Consider the following 15,154-nt stretch of genomic DNA (forward strand, 5'->3'; position numbering starts at 1 on the left):
CTGGGCGGGGGGGGCGCCCCCCGCGGCGGCGCCGGGCGGGGGGCCCCCCCCCACCCCCCCCCCCCCCCCGGGGGGCGGCGCCGGGGGGGGGGGGGGGCACCGCCCGCCCCCCACGCCCCTCAGGCGTGCGCGCCCCAGGTCAGGCGCGCATCTCCTGCGGGACGGCCGCCAGCGCGGCCTGGATCGCCTCGACCAGCCGCACCGCGGAATCCGCGGTGAGTTCGAGGGCGACACGGGCGGACGGCCCGCGCGAGGGGTCCGTGAAGTCGATGTTGAGCGTGTGCTCGGCCATCGCGTGCACGGGGTGGTCGAAGTAGACGGTGACGTCCGAGACGTGGAACCAGCCGCCGTCCGGACCGGGCTTGGCGCTCCCGTCGACGACGTCCTGGACCGTCGTGTACGTGCACATGCCGCTCAGCCCTCCGCCGGTGCGAGGTGCCTGCCGAAGAAGGCCCCGATACGCGACCAGCCGTCGTTGGCGGCGGCGACGTCGTAACTGGGGCGGTCGGTGGCGAAGAAGGCGTGGCCGGCGCCCTCGTAGGAGTGGAACTCGAAGTCCTTGCCGTGCTCGGTGAGGATCTGGCCGAGTTCGGCGACCTGCTCCGGGCTCGGGTACCTGTCCTCGGCGCCGAACAGGCCGAGCAGCGGGGCGCCCAGGTCCGGCAGGTCCCCGACGAGCGGGGTGACGTTCATGTTCATGCCCTCCGGCACCTCGCCGACGACGAAGGCGCCGTAGCAGTCCACGGCCGCGTCGACGCCGTCCAGCCGGCAGGCGGCGAGCACCGCCTGGCGGCCGCCGGAGCAGTGGCCGATGACGCCGATCCGCCCGCCGGCGTAGGGCAGCGCCCGCAGGTACGCGGCCGCGCCGGCCACGTCGCCGAGCAGCCGCTCGTCGGGGACGCCGCCGTTCGCACGGCCCACGGCCGCGGCGTCGTCGGGGGCGGCGCCGGGCGCCTCGCGGTGGAAGAGGTTGGGGCAGATCGCGTCGTAGCCCATCTCGGCGAAGCGGCGCACGAACTCCTTGGTGCCGCGGTCGTAGCCGGGAAGGTGGTGGATGACGACGACGCCGCCGCGGCTGCGGGTGCCCGCGGGGCGGGCGAGATAGGCCTCGATCGCGTCGCCGCCGTGGCCGGCGACCGTGGTCGTGGTCGCGAACAGGGACCCGGGGGAGTCGTCGGGGAAGGCCGGGGGAGCGGGGGAAGCTGGGGCTTCGGTCATGGCGCCATCTTTACCACAAGGCAGAACTGAACAGTTTAGACTGGCTATCATGCAGCCCACCGGCAGTCCGGACCCGCACGACGGCGCGGCGGCCTCGCCGCCCGGGGCCCGGGAGGGCGCGGCCCGGCCCGGTGGTCCCGCTCCTTCCGGCGACCCGGCCGATCCCGAGCTCGCCCCCGCCCCCGGCACTCCCGCCCGCCTCGCCGCCGACCTGCGGGCCGCCCTCGGCCCGCTCGTGCGGCGGCTGCGGCAGTTCAGGCCCGACGGCGAACTGACCCTCTCGCAGACCTCGGCCCTGGTCCGGCTGGATCGCGAGGGCCCCGCGACCACCTCCGAGCTCGCCGCCGCCGAGGGGGTCCGCCCGCAGTCCATGGCCACGATCGTCGCCCTGCTGCACGAGCGCGGCCTCGTCACCCGCGAGGCGGACCCGCGCGACGGCCGCCGCATCGTCGTCACCGTCTCCGAGGCCGGCCGCGCGGGCCTGCGCGGCTCCCGGCAGGAGAAGGCGCGGCGGCTGACGCGGGCGATCTCCGACGAGCTGACGCCCGGGGAGCAGGCCACCCTCGCGGCCGCCCTCCCCCTGCTGGAGCGGATCACCCGGCGTGTCTGAGCCCGCGCGCACCGGCCTCGCCCGGGGCGGCGGCGCCGCGGCGGGCGGGACCTGATCTCCGCCCCCTTCCACCACGGCCCCGTCATCGTGTTCACCGCAGCCGCGGCGACGGGTCTGCCGGCGGCGACCGCGAGCCTGCCGCGGGGGAGCGGGAAGAAGGGCTGAGGGGCGCGTCGCGCGGGGGCCGCTGTAACGGCCCGCGCGGACCGGCGCGTCGTAAGGGTGCGAGCGCGTCGTCCGGAGGGAGCCGCACACAGTGCGCCCAGCACAGACCCAGGAATACCTCGATTTCGCCCGGACCCGCATGGGTCCGCTCTACCGCTCGGCCTGCCTGCTGACGGGTGGCGACACCCATCTCGCCGAAGACCTCGTCCAGGAGACGCTGGGCCGGATGTACGTCGTCTGGGGCCGCCGGCGGTCCAAGCTCGGCAATCCGGTCGCGTACGCCCAGACCGTCCTGGTCCGCACCTTCCTGACGCACCGGCGCCGGCGCAGCAGCGGCGAACGCCCGACGGCCGAACCGCCGGAGCCCCCGTCGCAGACCGCGTACACCGGCGACGACGCGTCCCTGCGCGTGACGCTGCTCGCCGTATTGGAGCGGCTCAGCCCCATGGACCGCGCCGTCCTGGTACTGCGCTACTGGGAGGACCGCAGCACCGAGGAGACCGCCGCCGCGCTCGGCGCGACCGCGGGCGCGATACGCGTCCGGTCCCTCCGCGCGCTGGAGCGCCTGCGCGCCGAGCTGGGCGACCAGCTGCCGGATCTCGTCCAGCACTGAGATTCCGGGCGCTACCGAACACCCCTTTTATCCACCTGATGAGGACACCTATGCCTGTGGAATTCGAGGACCGGTTCGCCGCGACACTGCGGCGCGCCGCCGACACCTTCGCCCCCGAGGACCCGCCGGGGCTGGTCGCCGCAGGGCACGTCAGAGGCCGCCGGATGCGCCGCCGCCGCACGATCGGGACGGTGGCGGGGGTCACCGCGCTGGTCGCCGTGGCGGCGGGCGGAGTGACCGCGGGCGCCGTGCTCCGGCACGACGACCGGCCCACGGCGGCGGCGGCCCCCGTCGCCACCGGCGAGGACACGGTTCGGCTGCTGATCTCGCTGCTGCCCCCGGGCGACATCACCGGCCGCCACGGGGAGGACGCCCTCGAGGACGGCCACCTCGGCGGTCCCGTGGGCAGCGTCCACTACCGCCAGGGCGGGCGTACCACGACCGTCCAGATCTCCTTCCTGCGGCACGAGCACTCCGACGCCGCACCGCCGCACTGCAGCACCCGTGCCCATCCCGGGACCTGCAAGACCCTGGCCGTCGACGGCGGCACCCTGATGCTCACCACGAGCAGGTACGACGGCGTCTACTCCGGGGCGTCGAAGGAGGGGTACATCTACGCGCTCTTCTCCAAGGGTGCCTATTCGGTGGATCTGTCCCAGCTCCCCCAGGGCCCGAGGGGGACCTGGGACCCCAGCCAGGTCCCGCCCATGGACCAGGCCGAGCTCACGAGGATCGTCACCGACAAACGCTGGGGGGAGTACGCCATGGCCCTGCCCAGGACGCGGCAGCCGGGCTCCAACGCCCTGGACTTCTCGGCCGGCGTCAAAGGAACCACCGATGCCCCGCGCCGCCTTACCGGGACCCGCTGACACATCCCGGAGGCACGCGCCAGACCTGGGGGGTCTTCCCGTTCACGCGCTTTTTGCGCATGCTTTGAGTACCCGGGTGCCGCTTGCCGCGGCTTTCGGGTGACAATGCGAAGTCGAGGCGCCGACGTCAGAGGTAGTCGGACCCTGAGCGAAACGAGGATCCCATGTTGCGAAACGGGCTGGAGCCGTGGCACCTGATCGTGGTGGCGATCGTCGTCATCGTGCTGTTCGGGTCCAAGAAGCTGCCGGAGGCCGCGCGCGGTCTCGGCAAGTCGATGCGCATCCTGAAGTCCGAGGCCAAGGCGATGAAGTCGGACGACGGCGGTGCCGCCGCGAGCACCGCGCCGACCTCCACGGCGACCCCGGCGCCCGAGGCCATCACCCCGAGCGACGTCGTCACGGCGCAGGAGGCCACCCCGGCCCCGCAGGCGTCGACGACTGCGAAGTAGCACCCGGGCGCGCTCCCGGAGCCCCGGACGGCCGCGGCCGTCCGGGGCTCCGTGCTGTCCGGCCCCGGCAGCCGGGGCCGGACAGCACGGAGCCCCCCGCGTTTCCGGGATCCGGCAGCGTTGGTAGGTTCCCGCTGTCCGGTTCACGGCAACCGGCGGCCGGACGGGGGCAGGGGTGGGGAACGTGAGTACGGGCACGGGCACGGGCACGGGCACGACGCCGGGTGCCGGCGCGCACGGGCACGCGCACGGCGTCCCGGCGGAATTCCTCGCGGGCTTCACCGAGGCGCTCGCCGACGTCTCCCTCAGCTGCCGCGCTTTGACCCGTGCCGAGCGGGAGAGCCGCCGGGCGCTCGGGGAACAGGCCGCCGACGCCGGGATAGGGCTGCGGGAGCTGACCGCCGGGCACCTGGCCGCCGCCCGCCGCGCCTGGCCCGCCCTGCCGGGCGTCACCGGCACCCGCGACCCCGGCGACCTGCGCCGTGCCGGAGCCGCCGTGCTGGCCGCGCTGGAAGCGGGCGTGCACGCCCTCGCCGAGGGCCACGCGCGGGCCCAGCGGCACGCGGTGCGCCGCGCCGAGGCCGACCGGCGGGCCTTCGTCGACGCCCTGCTGTACGGCCGCAGCGACCCCGGCCGTATCGCCGAGCAGGCCGAACGCTTCGGGCTGCGGCTCGCCGAGCGCCACACCGTGGTCGTGGCGGCGCCGGCCGGCGAGCCGTACGACGAGCGGCACGCGCTGCTGCGGCGCGTCGAGCGGGAACTGGCGGGCCGTTTCGGGGACCACGACGCGCTCGTGGCCCCCAAGGACGGGCGGCTGGTGTGTGTCGCGCCCACCGAGCAGCAGCCGGTGGTGGACGCGTTCGTGAGGCTGGCCGCCGCGGAGGAGGGCGGGCGGGTCGCCGTGAGCCGCCCGCACAGCGGCGCGGTGGGCGTCGTGCGCTCCTACGAGGAGGCGCTCAGCGCGCTGGACCTCGCCGAGCGGCTGGCCCTCGAACCGCGCGTCCTGCTGGCCGCGGAGCTGCTGGTCTTCCCGGTGCTCATGCGGGACCGGGCCGCGATGTCCGACCTCGTCCACTCCGTGCTCGGACCCCTGCGGGAGGCGCGCGGCGGGGCCGGGCCGCTGCTGGAGACCCTCTCCGCCTACGCCGCCGCCGGCTACGTCAACGCGGAGGCCGCGCGCCGCCTCGACCTCAGCGTGCGCGCGCTCGCCTACCGGCTGGAGCGCATCGCCGCGCTCACCGGCTTCGACCCGGACGACCCCCTCCAGCGCTACACCCTGGAGACCGCCGCCCTCGGGGCCCGCCTCCTCGGCTGGCCGTAGCACCCCGGGGACCGCGCGGCCGGCCACGGCGCCGGGAAGGCCGCGACGCCCGGCGCCGGGGCGGGAGCTCAGGCGTCGCAGGGGCCCGCGGCGTCGTCCGGCTCCTCGGCGCGCGCGGCCTCGCAGGCCGGCTGGAGGCCGGCGGTGATGGCGCGCCCGATCTCGCGGAGCGACGCGAGCTGCTCCGGTGTGAGGACGTCGAAGAGATGCTCGCGCACGGTCGTGACGTGCCCGGGCGCGGCGGCGGCGAGGGCCTCGTACCCGGTGGCGGTGAGGGCGCAGACCCAGCCGCGCCGGTCGCCGTCCGCGGGACGCCGCTCGACCCAGCCGTTGCGCTCCAGGGCGGCCACCGCGTGGGAGAGGCGGCTGCGGGAAGAGAGCGACGCGTCGGCGAGTTCACTCATGCGCAGGCGGCGGTGCGGTGCCTCCGAGAGGCGTACGAGGATCTCGTAGTACGCCATCGGCATACCCGCGTCCTGCCGCATCTGCCGGTCCAGGTGGGCGGCGAGGGTGACGCTGGCGGACAGGTAGGCCCGCCAGATGTCCTGCTCGTCCACGCTCAGCCATCGCACATCGTCCATACGTCCACTATAAAGGTGGTTGAACTCTCAACACCAGCGAGTTATGGTTGCTGAGTCTTCAATCACCACCCGCACCGATGATCCGCCCGAGGAGAACCGCCATGAGCACGCAGACCGAAGTGATCGACGGCTATGTCGCCGGGACGTGGAAGATCGACACCGTGCACTCCGACGTGTCCTTCTTCGTCCGGCACCTCGGTGTCTCCAAGGTCCGCGGCCACTTCGCGGCCTTCGAGGGCACCATCGTCACCGGCGAGGACCCGCTGGAGTCCTCCGTCAACGCGGTGATCCGGACCGACTCGATCTCCACCAACAACGAGTCCCGCGACGCCCACGTCCGCGGCGCGGACTTCCTGGACGTCGAGACGTACCCGGAGATGACCTTCACCTCCACCGCCATCCGCCCGCAGACCTCGGAGCTGTTCGAGGTCGACGGCGAGCTGACGCTGCACGGCGTGACCAAGACCGTGACCCTCAGCCTGGAGCTGAACGGCTTCGGCAAGGGCTTCGACGGCAACCCGGTGGCGGGCTTCTCGGCCGCGACCGAGATCAGCCGCGGCGAGTTCGGCGTGACGGGCGGTGCCGCCGGTGCCGCCGTCAGCGACAAGATCAAGATCGCCCTGGAGATCGAGGCCGGCCTCGCCACCGAGGGCTGACCCGCTCCGCACGGGACAGGCCGCCCTCCGCGCAACCGCGCGGGGGGCGGCCTTTCGCGTTCGGTTCCCGCACGTTCCGGACGTGATCGCCCGGTGAACTCTGCCGGGAAGCGGAAATGCCCGGCCCGTGTCCGCCCTGCCACGATCTCCGCGGTGGTCGGAACACCGCACGGGGGAGGCGAACGGGGACATGGGGGAGTTCACCGGCGTCGTCCTGGCGTTCCCGACCGTGGTGTTCACCGGTGCCCTCGTGGCCGTGGTGGCGTTCTGGGGACTCGTGCTGGCCGGCGGTGCCGGTGCGCACGGTCCCTGGCACCACCACGGCACGGCCGGTGGGCACGGGGGAACAGGGGGGCACGGGGCCCCGGGGGAGGCCCACGGGGGAGTGGGGGGACACGGAGGTCATGGCGTCGGGGGGCGCCATGACCTCTCCGTCCCGGACGGCGGGCCGGACGGCGGTGCCCCGCACGGCGGGGCCGGGCTGCTGGCCGCCGCGGGCCTCGGCGGCGTCCCCGTCACCGTCGTGCTGTCGCTGCTCGTCGCCTTCGCCTGGTTCCTGAGCCTGGCCGGCTCCGCCGCCGTCCGCGCCCTGACCGGCGCGGACGCGCCCTCCGCGCCCGTCCGCGCGCTGCTGTACGCAGCCGTGGCCGCCGCCGCGCCGGCCGGCTCGTGGTGCGCGACCTGGGTCCTGGTGCGGCCGCTGCGGCGGCTCTTCCCCGACGTGCGGCCGCCGTCCCGCGCGGACTTCACCGGCCGGGTGTGCGTCATCCGCACCGGCCGCGTCACCGCGCACTTCGGGCAGGCCGAGGTCGCCGCACCCGACGGCTCCACCGCCGTCGTCCAGGTGCGGCAGCACGGCGACGACACCTTCACCGCCGGCAGCACCGCGCTGCTCTACGACTACGACCCGGAGGGCGAGTTCTTCTGGGTCGCACCTTTCGACGTGCCGGGTGGCGCGTCACCCGACCCGTTGACCGTCTGAGGGAACCGAAGGATCCGCCATGGATGCCACCGCCATCGGGATCGGCGTGCTCGTCGCCGTTCTCGCGCTCATCGCCGCAGGAGTGTTCTTCACCGTCAGCAGGCTGTTCCGCAAGGTCGAGCAGGGGCAGGCGCTGATCATCTCCCGGACCCGGCAGGTGGACGTCACCTTCACCGGCGCCGTGGTCCTGCCCGTGCTGCACAACGCCGAACTGATGGACATCTCCGTCAAGACCATCGAGATCCAGCGCACCGGCCGCGAGGGGCTGATCTGCCAGGACAACATCCGGGCCGACATCCACCTCACCTTCTTCGTCCGGGTCAACAAGACGAAGGAGGACGTCATCAAGGTCGCGCAGGCCATCGGCACCGAACGGGCCAGCCACCAGGCGACGTTGCAGGCGCTGTTCAGCGCCAAGTTCTCCGAGGCGCTCAAGACCGTGGGCAAGCAGCTGGACTTCGTCGACCTCTACACCCACCGCGAGCACTTCCGCGACCAGATCATCCAGGTCATCGGTACCGACCTCAACGGCTACCACCTGGAGGACTGCGCGATCGACTTCCTGGAGCAGACACCGCTCACCCAGCTCGACCCCGCCAACATCCTCGACGCGCAGGGCATCCGCAAGATCACCGAGCTGACCGCGATCGAGCACGTCCGCACCAACGAGTTCCAGCGCACCGAGCAGAAGGAGATCACCCGGCAGAACGTCGACGCCCGGGAGACCATCCTGGAGCTGGAGCGCCGCCAGGCGGAGGCGGAGATCCGGCAGCGCCGCGAGATCGAGACGCTGCGCGCCAAGGAGGAGGCCGCCACCGCGAAGGTCGCCGAGGAGGAGCGGCTCGGCGCGCAGGGCGCGTTCCTGCGCACCGAGGAGCAGCTCGGGGTGCAGCGCGAGAACCAGGCACGGGAGATCGCCGTCGCGCAGAAGAACCGCGAGCGGGTCATCGCGGTGGAGAGCGAGCGCATCGAGAAGGACCGCGTCCTGGAGGTCATCGCCCGCGAGCGGGAGACCGAACTCGCCCGTATCTCCAAGGAGAAGGAGGTCGAGGGCGAGCGCCGCGAGGTCGCCGACGTCGTACGCGAGCGGATCGCCGTCGAGCGGACCGTCGCCGAGCAGGAGGAGTCCATCAAGGGCCTGCGGCTCGTGCAGGAGGCCGAGCGGGAGCGGCAGGCACTCGTCATCACCGCCGAGGCGCAGGCGCAGGAGCAGCTCGTCAAGGACATCAAGGCCGCCGAGGCCGCCGAGCAGGCCGCGCAGCACAGGGCCCGCGAGTCCCTCACCCTGGCCGAGGCCCGCAAGGCCGCGTCCGAGCTGGACGCCGTCGCGAAGATCCGGCTCGCCGAGGGCCTGCGCGCCGAGGCGGCCGCCGCCGGGCTCGCCGAGGTCGAGGTGCAGGAGCGCAGCGCGGCGGCCATCAGCAAGGTCGGCGCCGCCGAGGCACAGGGCGTCGCCGCCCGCCTCAAAGCCGAGGCGGAGGGCGCGAGGGCGAAGGCCCTCGCGGACGCCGAGGGCGTCACCGCACAGGCCGCCGCCGAGGCCGCGCTCATCGGCGGCCGCCTGAAGGCGGAGGCCGCGGGCCTCACCGAGAAGGCCGCGGCGATGGCCGCGCTGGACGACGCCTCGCGCGGCCACGAGGAGTACCGTCTGCGGCTCGCCGCCGAGAAGGACGTCCGCCTCGCGGGACTGGAGACGCAGCGGCAGATCGCCGAGGCGCAGGCCACCGTGCTGGCGACGGGCCTGGAGAAGGCCGACATCCAGATCGTCGGGGGCGAGAGCGTCTTCTTCGACCGCCTGCTCGGCGCGGTCTCCGCGGGCCGCAGCGTCGACAGCTTCGTCGCCAGCTCCGAGACCGCACGCACCCTGGGCGCGCACTGGCTCGACGGCTCCGGCAGCTTCACGGACGACGCGACCAGGATCCTCACCGCCCTGGCCGCGGGCAACGGCACGAACACCGGCAACGGCAACGCGGCCACCGTGCTGGCCAACCTGCTCGGCCGGCTCCAGGGCCCCGGGCACCCGCCGGCCGAGCCCGCGGCCAACGGGACCCCGGCGACGAAGTAAGGCGGTCGGCGGACGATGAGCGGCGAGCGGCAGGACGCCCCGGCGGGCGGCGGTGCGGGAGCCCGTGCGGGCGGCGGTGGGGCGGATGCGGGTGGGGGTGGAACACCCGCGGGTCGGGGTGCGGGGATGCCTGTGGGTGGGGGTGCGGGAGGCCGTGCGGGCGGCGGTGGGGCGGATGCGGCCGGCCGCGGGGCCGCCGCGGCCGCGGGGGCGGCGGACGGGGCTGCCGCCGGTGCGCGTGCCGGAGGCGCGGCGGGCCGGCCTGCGGCGCCGGGCGCCGCAGGGGGCGATCGGCTGGACGCGGACGCGTACGAGGTGCTGAGGGAGCGGCTGGGGGGCGCGGCGCGGGAGCTGGCGGTGCGGGCCGGGGCGCTGAACAGCGCGCGGCAGGCCGTGTTCGGCGGCGGGGAGCTGCGGCTCGCGGGCAGCGAACGGATCGCGACCGTGCAGCCCGCGCTGCCCGCGGACATCGCCCCCGTCGCCGGGCGGCTGCTCTTCGCGTCGAACCCCGCGCAGGTCACCGACGTCGGCGACGTCCTGCGGCTGCGCGACGGCGAGGCGCCCGTACCCGGCCTGCTCGACGACCCCCGGTTCGTCCGCGACTTCCGCGAGCTCTACCGCTACTACCGGCAGACCCGGCTGCTGCGGCTGCGCGCCTCGGAGGGGCGGCTGCTCGCCGTCTTCCGCACCGGCCCCTCCGCGACCGACGTCAAGGCGCTCGCCTGGCGCACCGACGAGGCGGCGGGCACCTGCGCGTACGAGGGCACCGTCCGCGACACGACCGCCGACGGCGGCGGCGCCCCCACCGTCACCTGGACGCCCGCCGGGCGCGAGACGCACGTGCCCGGCAGGCACCCGCACCTCGCGATCGGCGGCGTCACCGTGGACCCCACCGGCGGCACCCTCACGATCGGCGTCGGCGGCACCACGTACGAGGAGCCCGTCGAGGACGCGCTCCAGTCGCTCGCCGACGCCGAGGTCCACCACGCCGGGGCCGGACCGCTGCTGCTGCTGCGTGTCCGCCCCTACCACGAGGACACCGCACGGCACTTCGCCGTCAACACCCGCACCGGGCAGATCGACCGGCTCGACGCACTCGGCCAGGCGTGCCTGCGGCTGCCGGAGGAGCAGGGCGTCGTCTTCCCCGGCGGCTATGCCCTCGCGACCGGCGGCACCCGCACCTTCGACCTCGAAACGGCGGGCGAGCAGCTGGAGTTCGAGCGTCTCGTACGTTCCGCGAACGGCGAGGACGTGCTCTACGTCTTCCACGCCGAGGGCCGCAGGCTGCTGCTCCCGTACAACCTGATCCGCAAGGAGGTCGCCGCACCGCTCACCGCCCGCGGCTGGGCCCTCCACGACGACGGCACCCTCCTGACGCTGCGCCCCGCCGACGGCGGCGAAGCCGCGCGCGTCCACACCCTCCAGCGCTGGTCCACCCCCTTCGTCGGCGACACCTGGGCCGCATCCCGCCCCGCCGCCGACGGGCCCCTCGCCCGCATCGGCAACCCCGACCTCGTCCGCGCCGTCTCCGACGCGCTGTCGGTGGCCCGCGCCGCCCTGGAGACCGCCCCCGCGGCGGCGGTCTACGAGGCGCTGGCGGCCTCCTGCGACCGCGTCCTGGACCGCCACCACTGGCTCGCGGACATCGACGTCGACACCGGCCGGGAGCGCCCGCCCGCGGCAAGCTCCCCGGCGCCGGGCGCGGGCGGCGCCTCCGGTACGGCCGGCCGCGGCGGGCGGGACCTCGCCGGGCCGCTGCTCGCCGTGCGGGACACCGCGCGGGCCGTGCTCACCGAGTACGCACGGGTCCGGGAGGCCACCGCGCGGGCCGAGCGGGCCGTCGACGAGGCCGCCGCACACGTCGCGGGGCTCGTACGGCGGGCACGAGGCGAGACGGCGGACGCCGGGGCCGCCGAATGGGTCGGCAAGCTCCACGAACTACGCGCGGCCCAGGGGCGGTTGGCGACGCTCCGCGAGACGCGGTACGCCGACCGGGCCCGCCTCGACGAGCTCGGCGCGTCCCTGGACGCGGCACTCGCGGACGCGGCGGCCCGCGCCGCCGGCTGCTTCGCCGACGAGCACGCCTTCGACGCCTTCCGCGACCAGGCCGCCGAACTCGCCACCCGCGCACACGCGTTGGAGACGGCCGCGGACGGCGGCTCGCTCACCGCCGAACTGGACGCGCTGGCCGCCGGACTGGCGACCGTCACGGAGACCGCCGGGGGCCTGGAGATCTCCGACGCGACCGTCCGCACCCGCATCCTGGCGTCCGCCGCGGACGTCCTGGGCGCCGTCAACCGCGCCCGCGCCGTCCTCGACGCCCGCCGCCGCGACCTGCTCACGGCGGAGAGCGCGGCCGAATTCGCCGCGGAGAGCGCGCTGCTGGCGCAGAGCGTGAGCGGCGCACTGGCCGCCGCGGACACGCCCGAGGCGTGCGACCTGCACCTCGGGCGGCTGCTCGTCCATGTCGAGAGCCTGACCACCCGCTTCGCCGCCGAGCCCGAACGCGTCGCCGCGCTCGCCGAACGCCGGGACGAGATCCAGCAGACGCTCACCGCGCGCAGGCAGGCGCTCGCCGACGAGCGGGCCCAGCGCGCGGCCCGGCTCGCCGCGTCCGCCGACCGCATCCTCGACACGATCCGCCGCCGCGCGGCCACACTGGCCACCGCGGACGAGGTCAACACGCTCTTCGCCGCGGACCCCCTCGCCGCCGAACACCGCCGAGTCGGCGAGCAACTGCGCGCCCTGGGCGACCCGGCGAAGGCGGCGGAGCTGGCCGAGTCGCTGGCCGCCGCCCGCCAGGAGACCGCCCGCACCCTGCGCGACCGCGGCGACCTCTACGAGGACGGCGGGACCACCGTCCGGCTGGGCCGCCACCGCTTCGCCGTCAACACCCAGCCCCTCGAACTCGCCCTCGTCCCGCACGCCGGCACCCTGGCCTTCACGGTCACCGGCACCGACTACCTCTCCCCGGTCACCGACCCGGCCTTCGCCGAGACCCGCCGCTTCTGGTCCCGCCCCCTCGTCTCCGAAACCCCCACCCTCTACCGCGCGGAATACCTGGCGGCCGGCCTCCTCCTGCGTGCCCTGCCGCACTCGCCGGCTGCCGTACCGCCGGCTGCCGTACCGCCGGCCGGGGCGGCCCCGGTCGGGGCGTCCCTGGCCGGGGCCGGGGGGCGGCCCGGTGGCGCGGCCGCTGGTGGGGTGGCCGCGGACGGTGGCGGCGGGGCCGCCGCGCGTGCCGGTGGCGTGGCTGCCGCGGGGTGGCTGGACGGTGGGGTGCCGGGTGAGGCCGCGCGTGCCGTGCGGGACGCCGTCGCCGTGCGGGTGGACGAGGGGTACCAGCGCGGGGTGCACGACCACGACGCCGTGCTGCTGCTGGAGGCGCTCCTCCCCCTCGCGGCCGGGGCCGGACTGCTGCGGTATCCGCCCGGGGTGCGGGCCGCCGCGCGGCTGTTCTGGGCGTACGGGACGACCGCGGCCTCGCGGGCCGCGTGGACGACGCGGGCGCGTTCGCTCAGCCGGGCGGCGGCCTTCGGCGCGTCGGTGGCAGCGGGGACCGTGGCCGGTGCGCCCGGCCCGGGGGGCGCCTCTGGCTTGGGGGGCGCCTCTGGCTTGGGGGGCGCCTCTGGTTTGGGGGCTGGGCCCGGCTCGGGAGGCGCGTCCGTTTCGGGGGGCGCGCCTGGTTCGGGGGGTGCGTCCGGCCTGGGGAGCGCGCCTGGCTCGGGGGGTGCGTCCGGCGCGGAGGGGGGCGCGGTGTCGGGAGGGTCCGCAGAGGTCGCCCCGGCCGCGCTCGGGGGCGAACTGGGCTCCGCCGCGGGGGAGTTTCTCGGGTCCAGGGGTGCGTTCGGTTCGGGGAGTGCGGCCAGCTTCGGGGGTACGTCCGGCGCGGTGCCGGGCGCGTCCGCAGGGGGCGCCCCGGTCGCGCTCGGGGGCGAACTGGGCTCCGCCGCGGGGGAGTTTCTCGGGTCCTGGGGTGCGTCCGGTTCGGGGGGCACGGCCAGCTTCGGGGGTGCGTCCGGCGCGGTGCCGGGCGCGTCCGCAGGGGTCGCCCCGGCCGCGCTGGGGGATGAACTGGGCTCCGCCGCAGGGGAGTTCCTCGGGTCCGCCGGGCTGCTGTTCGCCGATACCGGGCTCATCGGCGAGTACCTGGTCGCCGAACTGGCCGCCGACCAGCCCGGCTTCGTCGCCGGGCCCGGTGCGGACGAGGTCGCCCGGCGGTTCGCGGACGCGCTCGGCGGCACGGACGCCGTCCCGTACAAGGACGTGCTCGGCGATCTCGACGCGCTCGGCGGTGACCTCGGCGCCCGCTGGCAGCTCGCCCTCGGCTGGCTCGCGCCCTTCGCCGGGCCCTACGGCGACCACCTCGAAGCCGCGGCCGCGCTGCTGTGCCCGGGCGACGGCTACCCGGCGGGCGGACCCGTCGAGACCAGCGTCGAGGGCCTGCTCGGCACCCACCCGCGCATCAGGCAGGGCACGCTGACCCTCCGCCTCGACGAACTCCTCACCCGCGTACGCCGCTTCGAGGCCGACGACGTCCCGGCGTACCGCACGTACCAGCGGCACCGCACCGCCGTCGTCGCCGCCGAGCGCGAGCGGCTCGGGCTCGCCGCGTACCGGCCGCGCCCGCTCACCGGCTTCGTCCGCAACCGGCTCATCGACGAGGTCTACCTCCCGCTCGTCGGCGACAGCCTCGCCAAACAGTTCGGCCCGGCGGGCGGTCTGCTCATGCTGCTGTCGCCGCCCGGCTACGGGAAGACGACGCTCGTCGAATACGTCGCCGCGCGCCTGGGCCTCGCGCTCGTCACCGTCTCCGGCCCCGCCCTCGGCACCGGCGTGACCTCCCTCGACCCCGAGCGCGCACCCGACGCGACCGCCCGCCGCGAGGTCGAGAAGCTCGTCTTCGCGCTCTCGCTCGGCACGAACGTGCTGCTGCACCTCGACGACATCCAGCACACCTCGCCCGAACTCCTCCAGAAATTCATCCCGTTGTGCGACGCCACCCGGCGGATCGAGGGCCCCGGCGGCACGCACGAACTGCGCGGCAAGCGCTTCGCCGTCTGCATGTCCGGCAACCCCTACACCGAGTCCGGCACGCTCTTCAGGGTGCCCGACATGCTCGCCAACCGGGCGGACGTCTGGAACCTGGGAGACGTGCTCAGCGGGCGCGAAGAGGTCTTCGCGCTGAGCTACGTCGAGAACGCGCTCACCGCCAACCCGGTGCTCGCGCCGCTCGCCGGGCGCGAGCGGGGCGACCTCGCGGTGCTGCTGCGGCTCGCCGCGGACGAGCCGTCGGCGCGGGCGGACGCGCTGGTGCATCCGTACGAGCCGGACGAACTCGCCTCCGTGGTGGCCGTACTGCGGCAGGCGCTGCGCGTACGGGACGTGCTGCTCGCCGTCAACGCGGAGTACATGGGCGCGGTGGTCCGGGGGGCGGCCGGCGAGCCCTTCCAGCTCCAGGGCTCCTACCGCGACATGAACCGGCTCACGGCGCGGTTGCACCCGTCGCTGACGGACGCGGAGGTCGACGCGCTCGTCACCGACCACTACCGGGCCGAGGCCCACGCCCTCGCCTCCGGCGCCGGTCCGGCACTGCGCCGGCTCGCCGCTCTCCGGGGCTGAGCG

The 15,154-nt window shown here is 75.4% G+C and carries 12 protein-coding genes; 9 read left to right on the top strand and 3 right to left on the bottom strand.

The features are described from left to right. Positions 1–139: 139 nt before the first annotated feature. Both ACH4SE_RS04420 and ACH4SE_RS04425 read right to left on the bottom strand, forming a co-directional pair. Entirely contained in the window at positions 140–409 is a 270-nt protein-coding gene (locus ACH4SE_RS04420) for a DUF6295 family protein (protein ID WP_398541777.1), read from the bottom strand. Positions 410–414: 5 nt separating this feature from the next. After that, positions 415–1,218 carry a dienelactone hydrolase family protein gene (locus tag ACH4SE_RS04425; protein ID WP_398541778.1) on the bottom strand — a complete coding sequence of 268 codons (804 nt, stop codon included), beginning with the start codon at positions 1,216–1,218 and terminating at the stop codon, positions 415–417. 49 nt (positions 1,219–1,267) lie between these two features. Between ACH4SE_RS04425 and ACH4SE_RS04430 the strand changes: the two genes are divergently transcribed. From ACH4SE_RS04430 to ACH4SE_RS04450, 5 genes are all read left to right on the top strand, one after another. Then, positions 1,268–1,828: a MarR family winged helix-turn-helix transcriptional regulator gene (locus ACH4SE_RS04430; protein ID WP_398541779.1), complete on the top strand. Its 561-nt coding sequence runs from the start codon at positions 1,268–1,270 to the stop codon at positions 1,826–1,828. A 256-nt stretch (positions 1,829–2,084) separates the two neighbouring features. Beyond that, positions 2,085–2,606, top strand: a complete 522-nt coding sequence (locus tag ACH4SE_RS04435; RefSeq protein ID WP_398541780.1) for a SigE family RNA polymerase sigma factor — start codon at positions 2,085–2,087, stop codon at positions 2,604–2,606. A gap of 50 nt (positions 2,607–2,656) precedes the next feature. Continuing rightward, positions 2,657–3,475 (top strand): hypothetical protein, encoded by an 819-nt coding sequence (locus ACH4SE_RS04440; protein WP_398541781.1) that lies wholly within the window; start codon positions 2,657–2,659, stop codon positions 3,473–3,475. 164 nt (positions 3,476–3,639) lie between these two features. Next, positions 3,640–3,924, top strand: a complete 285-nt coding sequence (tatA, locus tag ACH4SE_RS04445) for a Sec-independent protein translocase subunit TatA (protein ID WP_398541782.1) — start codon at positions 3,640–3,642, stop codon at positions 3,922–3,924. Between the two features lie 184 nt (positions 3,925–4,108). Continuing rightward, the gene (locus ACH4SE_RS04450; RefSeq protein ID WP_398541783.1) at positions 4,109–5,245 is read left to right on the top strand and encodes a PucR family transcriptional regulator; all 1,137 of its coding nucleotides are present in this window, start codon (positions 4,109–4,111) and stop codon (positions 5,243–5,245) included. Positions 5,246–5,313: 68 nt separating this feature from the next. Here ACH4SE_RS04450 and ACH4SE_RS04455 read toward each other — a convergent pair whose 3' ends face one another. Next, positions 5,314–5,826 (bottom strand): MarR family winged helix-turn-helix transcriptional regulator, encoded by a 513-nt coding sequence (locus ACH4SE_RS04455; RefSeq protein WP_398541784.1) that lies wholly within the window; start codon positions 5,824–5,826, stop codon positions 5,314–5,316. A gap of 101 nt (positions 5,827–5,927) precedes the next feature. Between ACH4SE_RS04455 and ACH4SE_RS04460 the strand changes: the two genes are divergently transcribed. From ACH4SE_RS04460 to ACH4SE_RS04475, 4 genes are all read left to right on the top strand, one after another. Next, a complete protein-coding gene (locus ACH4SE_RS04460) occupies positions 5,928–6,482 on the top strand; it encodes a YceI family protein (RefSeq protein ID WP_398541785.1) in 555 nt (184 codons plus the stop codon). Positions 6,483–6,672: 190 nt separating this feature from the next. Beyond that, positions 6,673–7,464 carry a hypothetical protein gene (locus tag ACH4SE_RS04465; RefSeq protein ID WP_398541786.1) on the top strand — a complete coding sequence of 264 codons (792 nt, stop codon included), beginning with the start codon at positions 6,673–6,675 and terminating at the stop codon, positions 7,462–7,464. A 19-nt stretch (positions 7,465–7,483) separates the two neighbouring features. Continuing rightward, on the top strand, positions 7,484–9,529 hold the full coding sequence (locus tag ACH4SE_RS04470) for a flotillin family protein (protein WP_398541787.1): 2,046 nt from the start codon (positions 7,484–7,486) through the stop codon (positions 9,527–9,529). 315 nt (positions 9,530–9,844) lie between these two features. After that, complete coding sequence (locus tag ACH4SE_RS04475) at positions 9,845–15,151, top strand: DNA repair ATPase (RefSeq protein WP_398541788.1); 5,307 nt, start codon at positions 9,845–9,847, stop codon at positions 15,149–15,151. Positions 15,152–15,154: the final 3 nt, after the last annotated feature.

The organism is Streptomyces sp. NPDC020983, assembly GCF_044333485.1.
Classification (GTDB): Bacteria; Actinomycetota; Actinomycetes; order Streptomycetales; family Streptomycetaceae; genus Actinacidiphila.

What these genes read in the sequence shown, in the direction of transcription:
- ACH4SE_RS04440 (WP_398541781.1), top strand. Translation starts at nt 2,657, where the DNA reads ATGCCTGTGGAATTCGAGGACCGGTTCGCCGCGACACTGCGGCGCGCC.
- ACH4SE_RS04420 (WP_398541777.1), bottom strand. Translation starts at nt 409, where the DNA reads ATGTGCACGTACACGACGGTCCAGGACGTCGTCGACGGGAGCGCCAAG.
- ACH4SE_RS04455 (WP_398541784.1), bottom strand. Translation starts at nt 5,826, where the DNA reads ATGGACGATGTGCGATGGCTGAGCGTGGACGAGCAGGACATCTGGCGG.
- ACH4SE_RS04470 (WP_398541787.1), top strand. Translation starts at nt 7,484, where the DNA reads ATGGATGCCACCGCCATCGGGATCGGCGTGCTCGTCGCCGTTCTCGCG.
- tatA (WP_398541782.1), top strand. Translation starts at nt 3,640, where the DNA reads ATGTTGCGAAACGGGCTGGAGCCGTGGCACCTGATCGTGGTGGCGATC.
- ACH4SE_RS04430 (WP_398541779.1), top strand. Translation starts at nt 1,268, where the DNA reads ATGCAGCCCACCGGCAGTCCGGACCCGCACGACGGCGCGGCGGCCTCG.
- ACH4SE_RS04465 (WP_398541786.1), top strand. Translation starts at nt 6,673, where the DNA reads ATGGGGGAGTTCACCGGCGTCGTCCTGGCGTTCCCGACCGTGGTGTTC.
- ACH4SE_RS04460 (WP_398541785.1), top strand. Translation starts at nt 5,928, where the DNA reads ATGAGCACGCAGACCGAAGTGATCGACGGCTATGTCGCCGGGACGTGG.
- ACH4SE_RS04425 (WP_398541778.1), bottom strand. Translation starts at nt 1,218, where the DNA reads ATGACCGAAGCCCCAGCTTCCCCCGCTCCCCCGGCCTTCCCCGACGAC.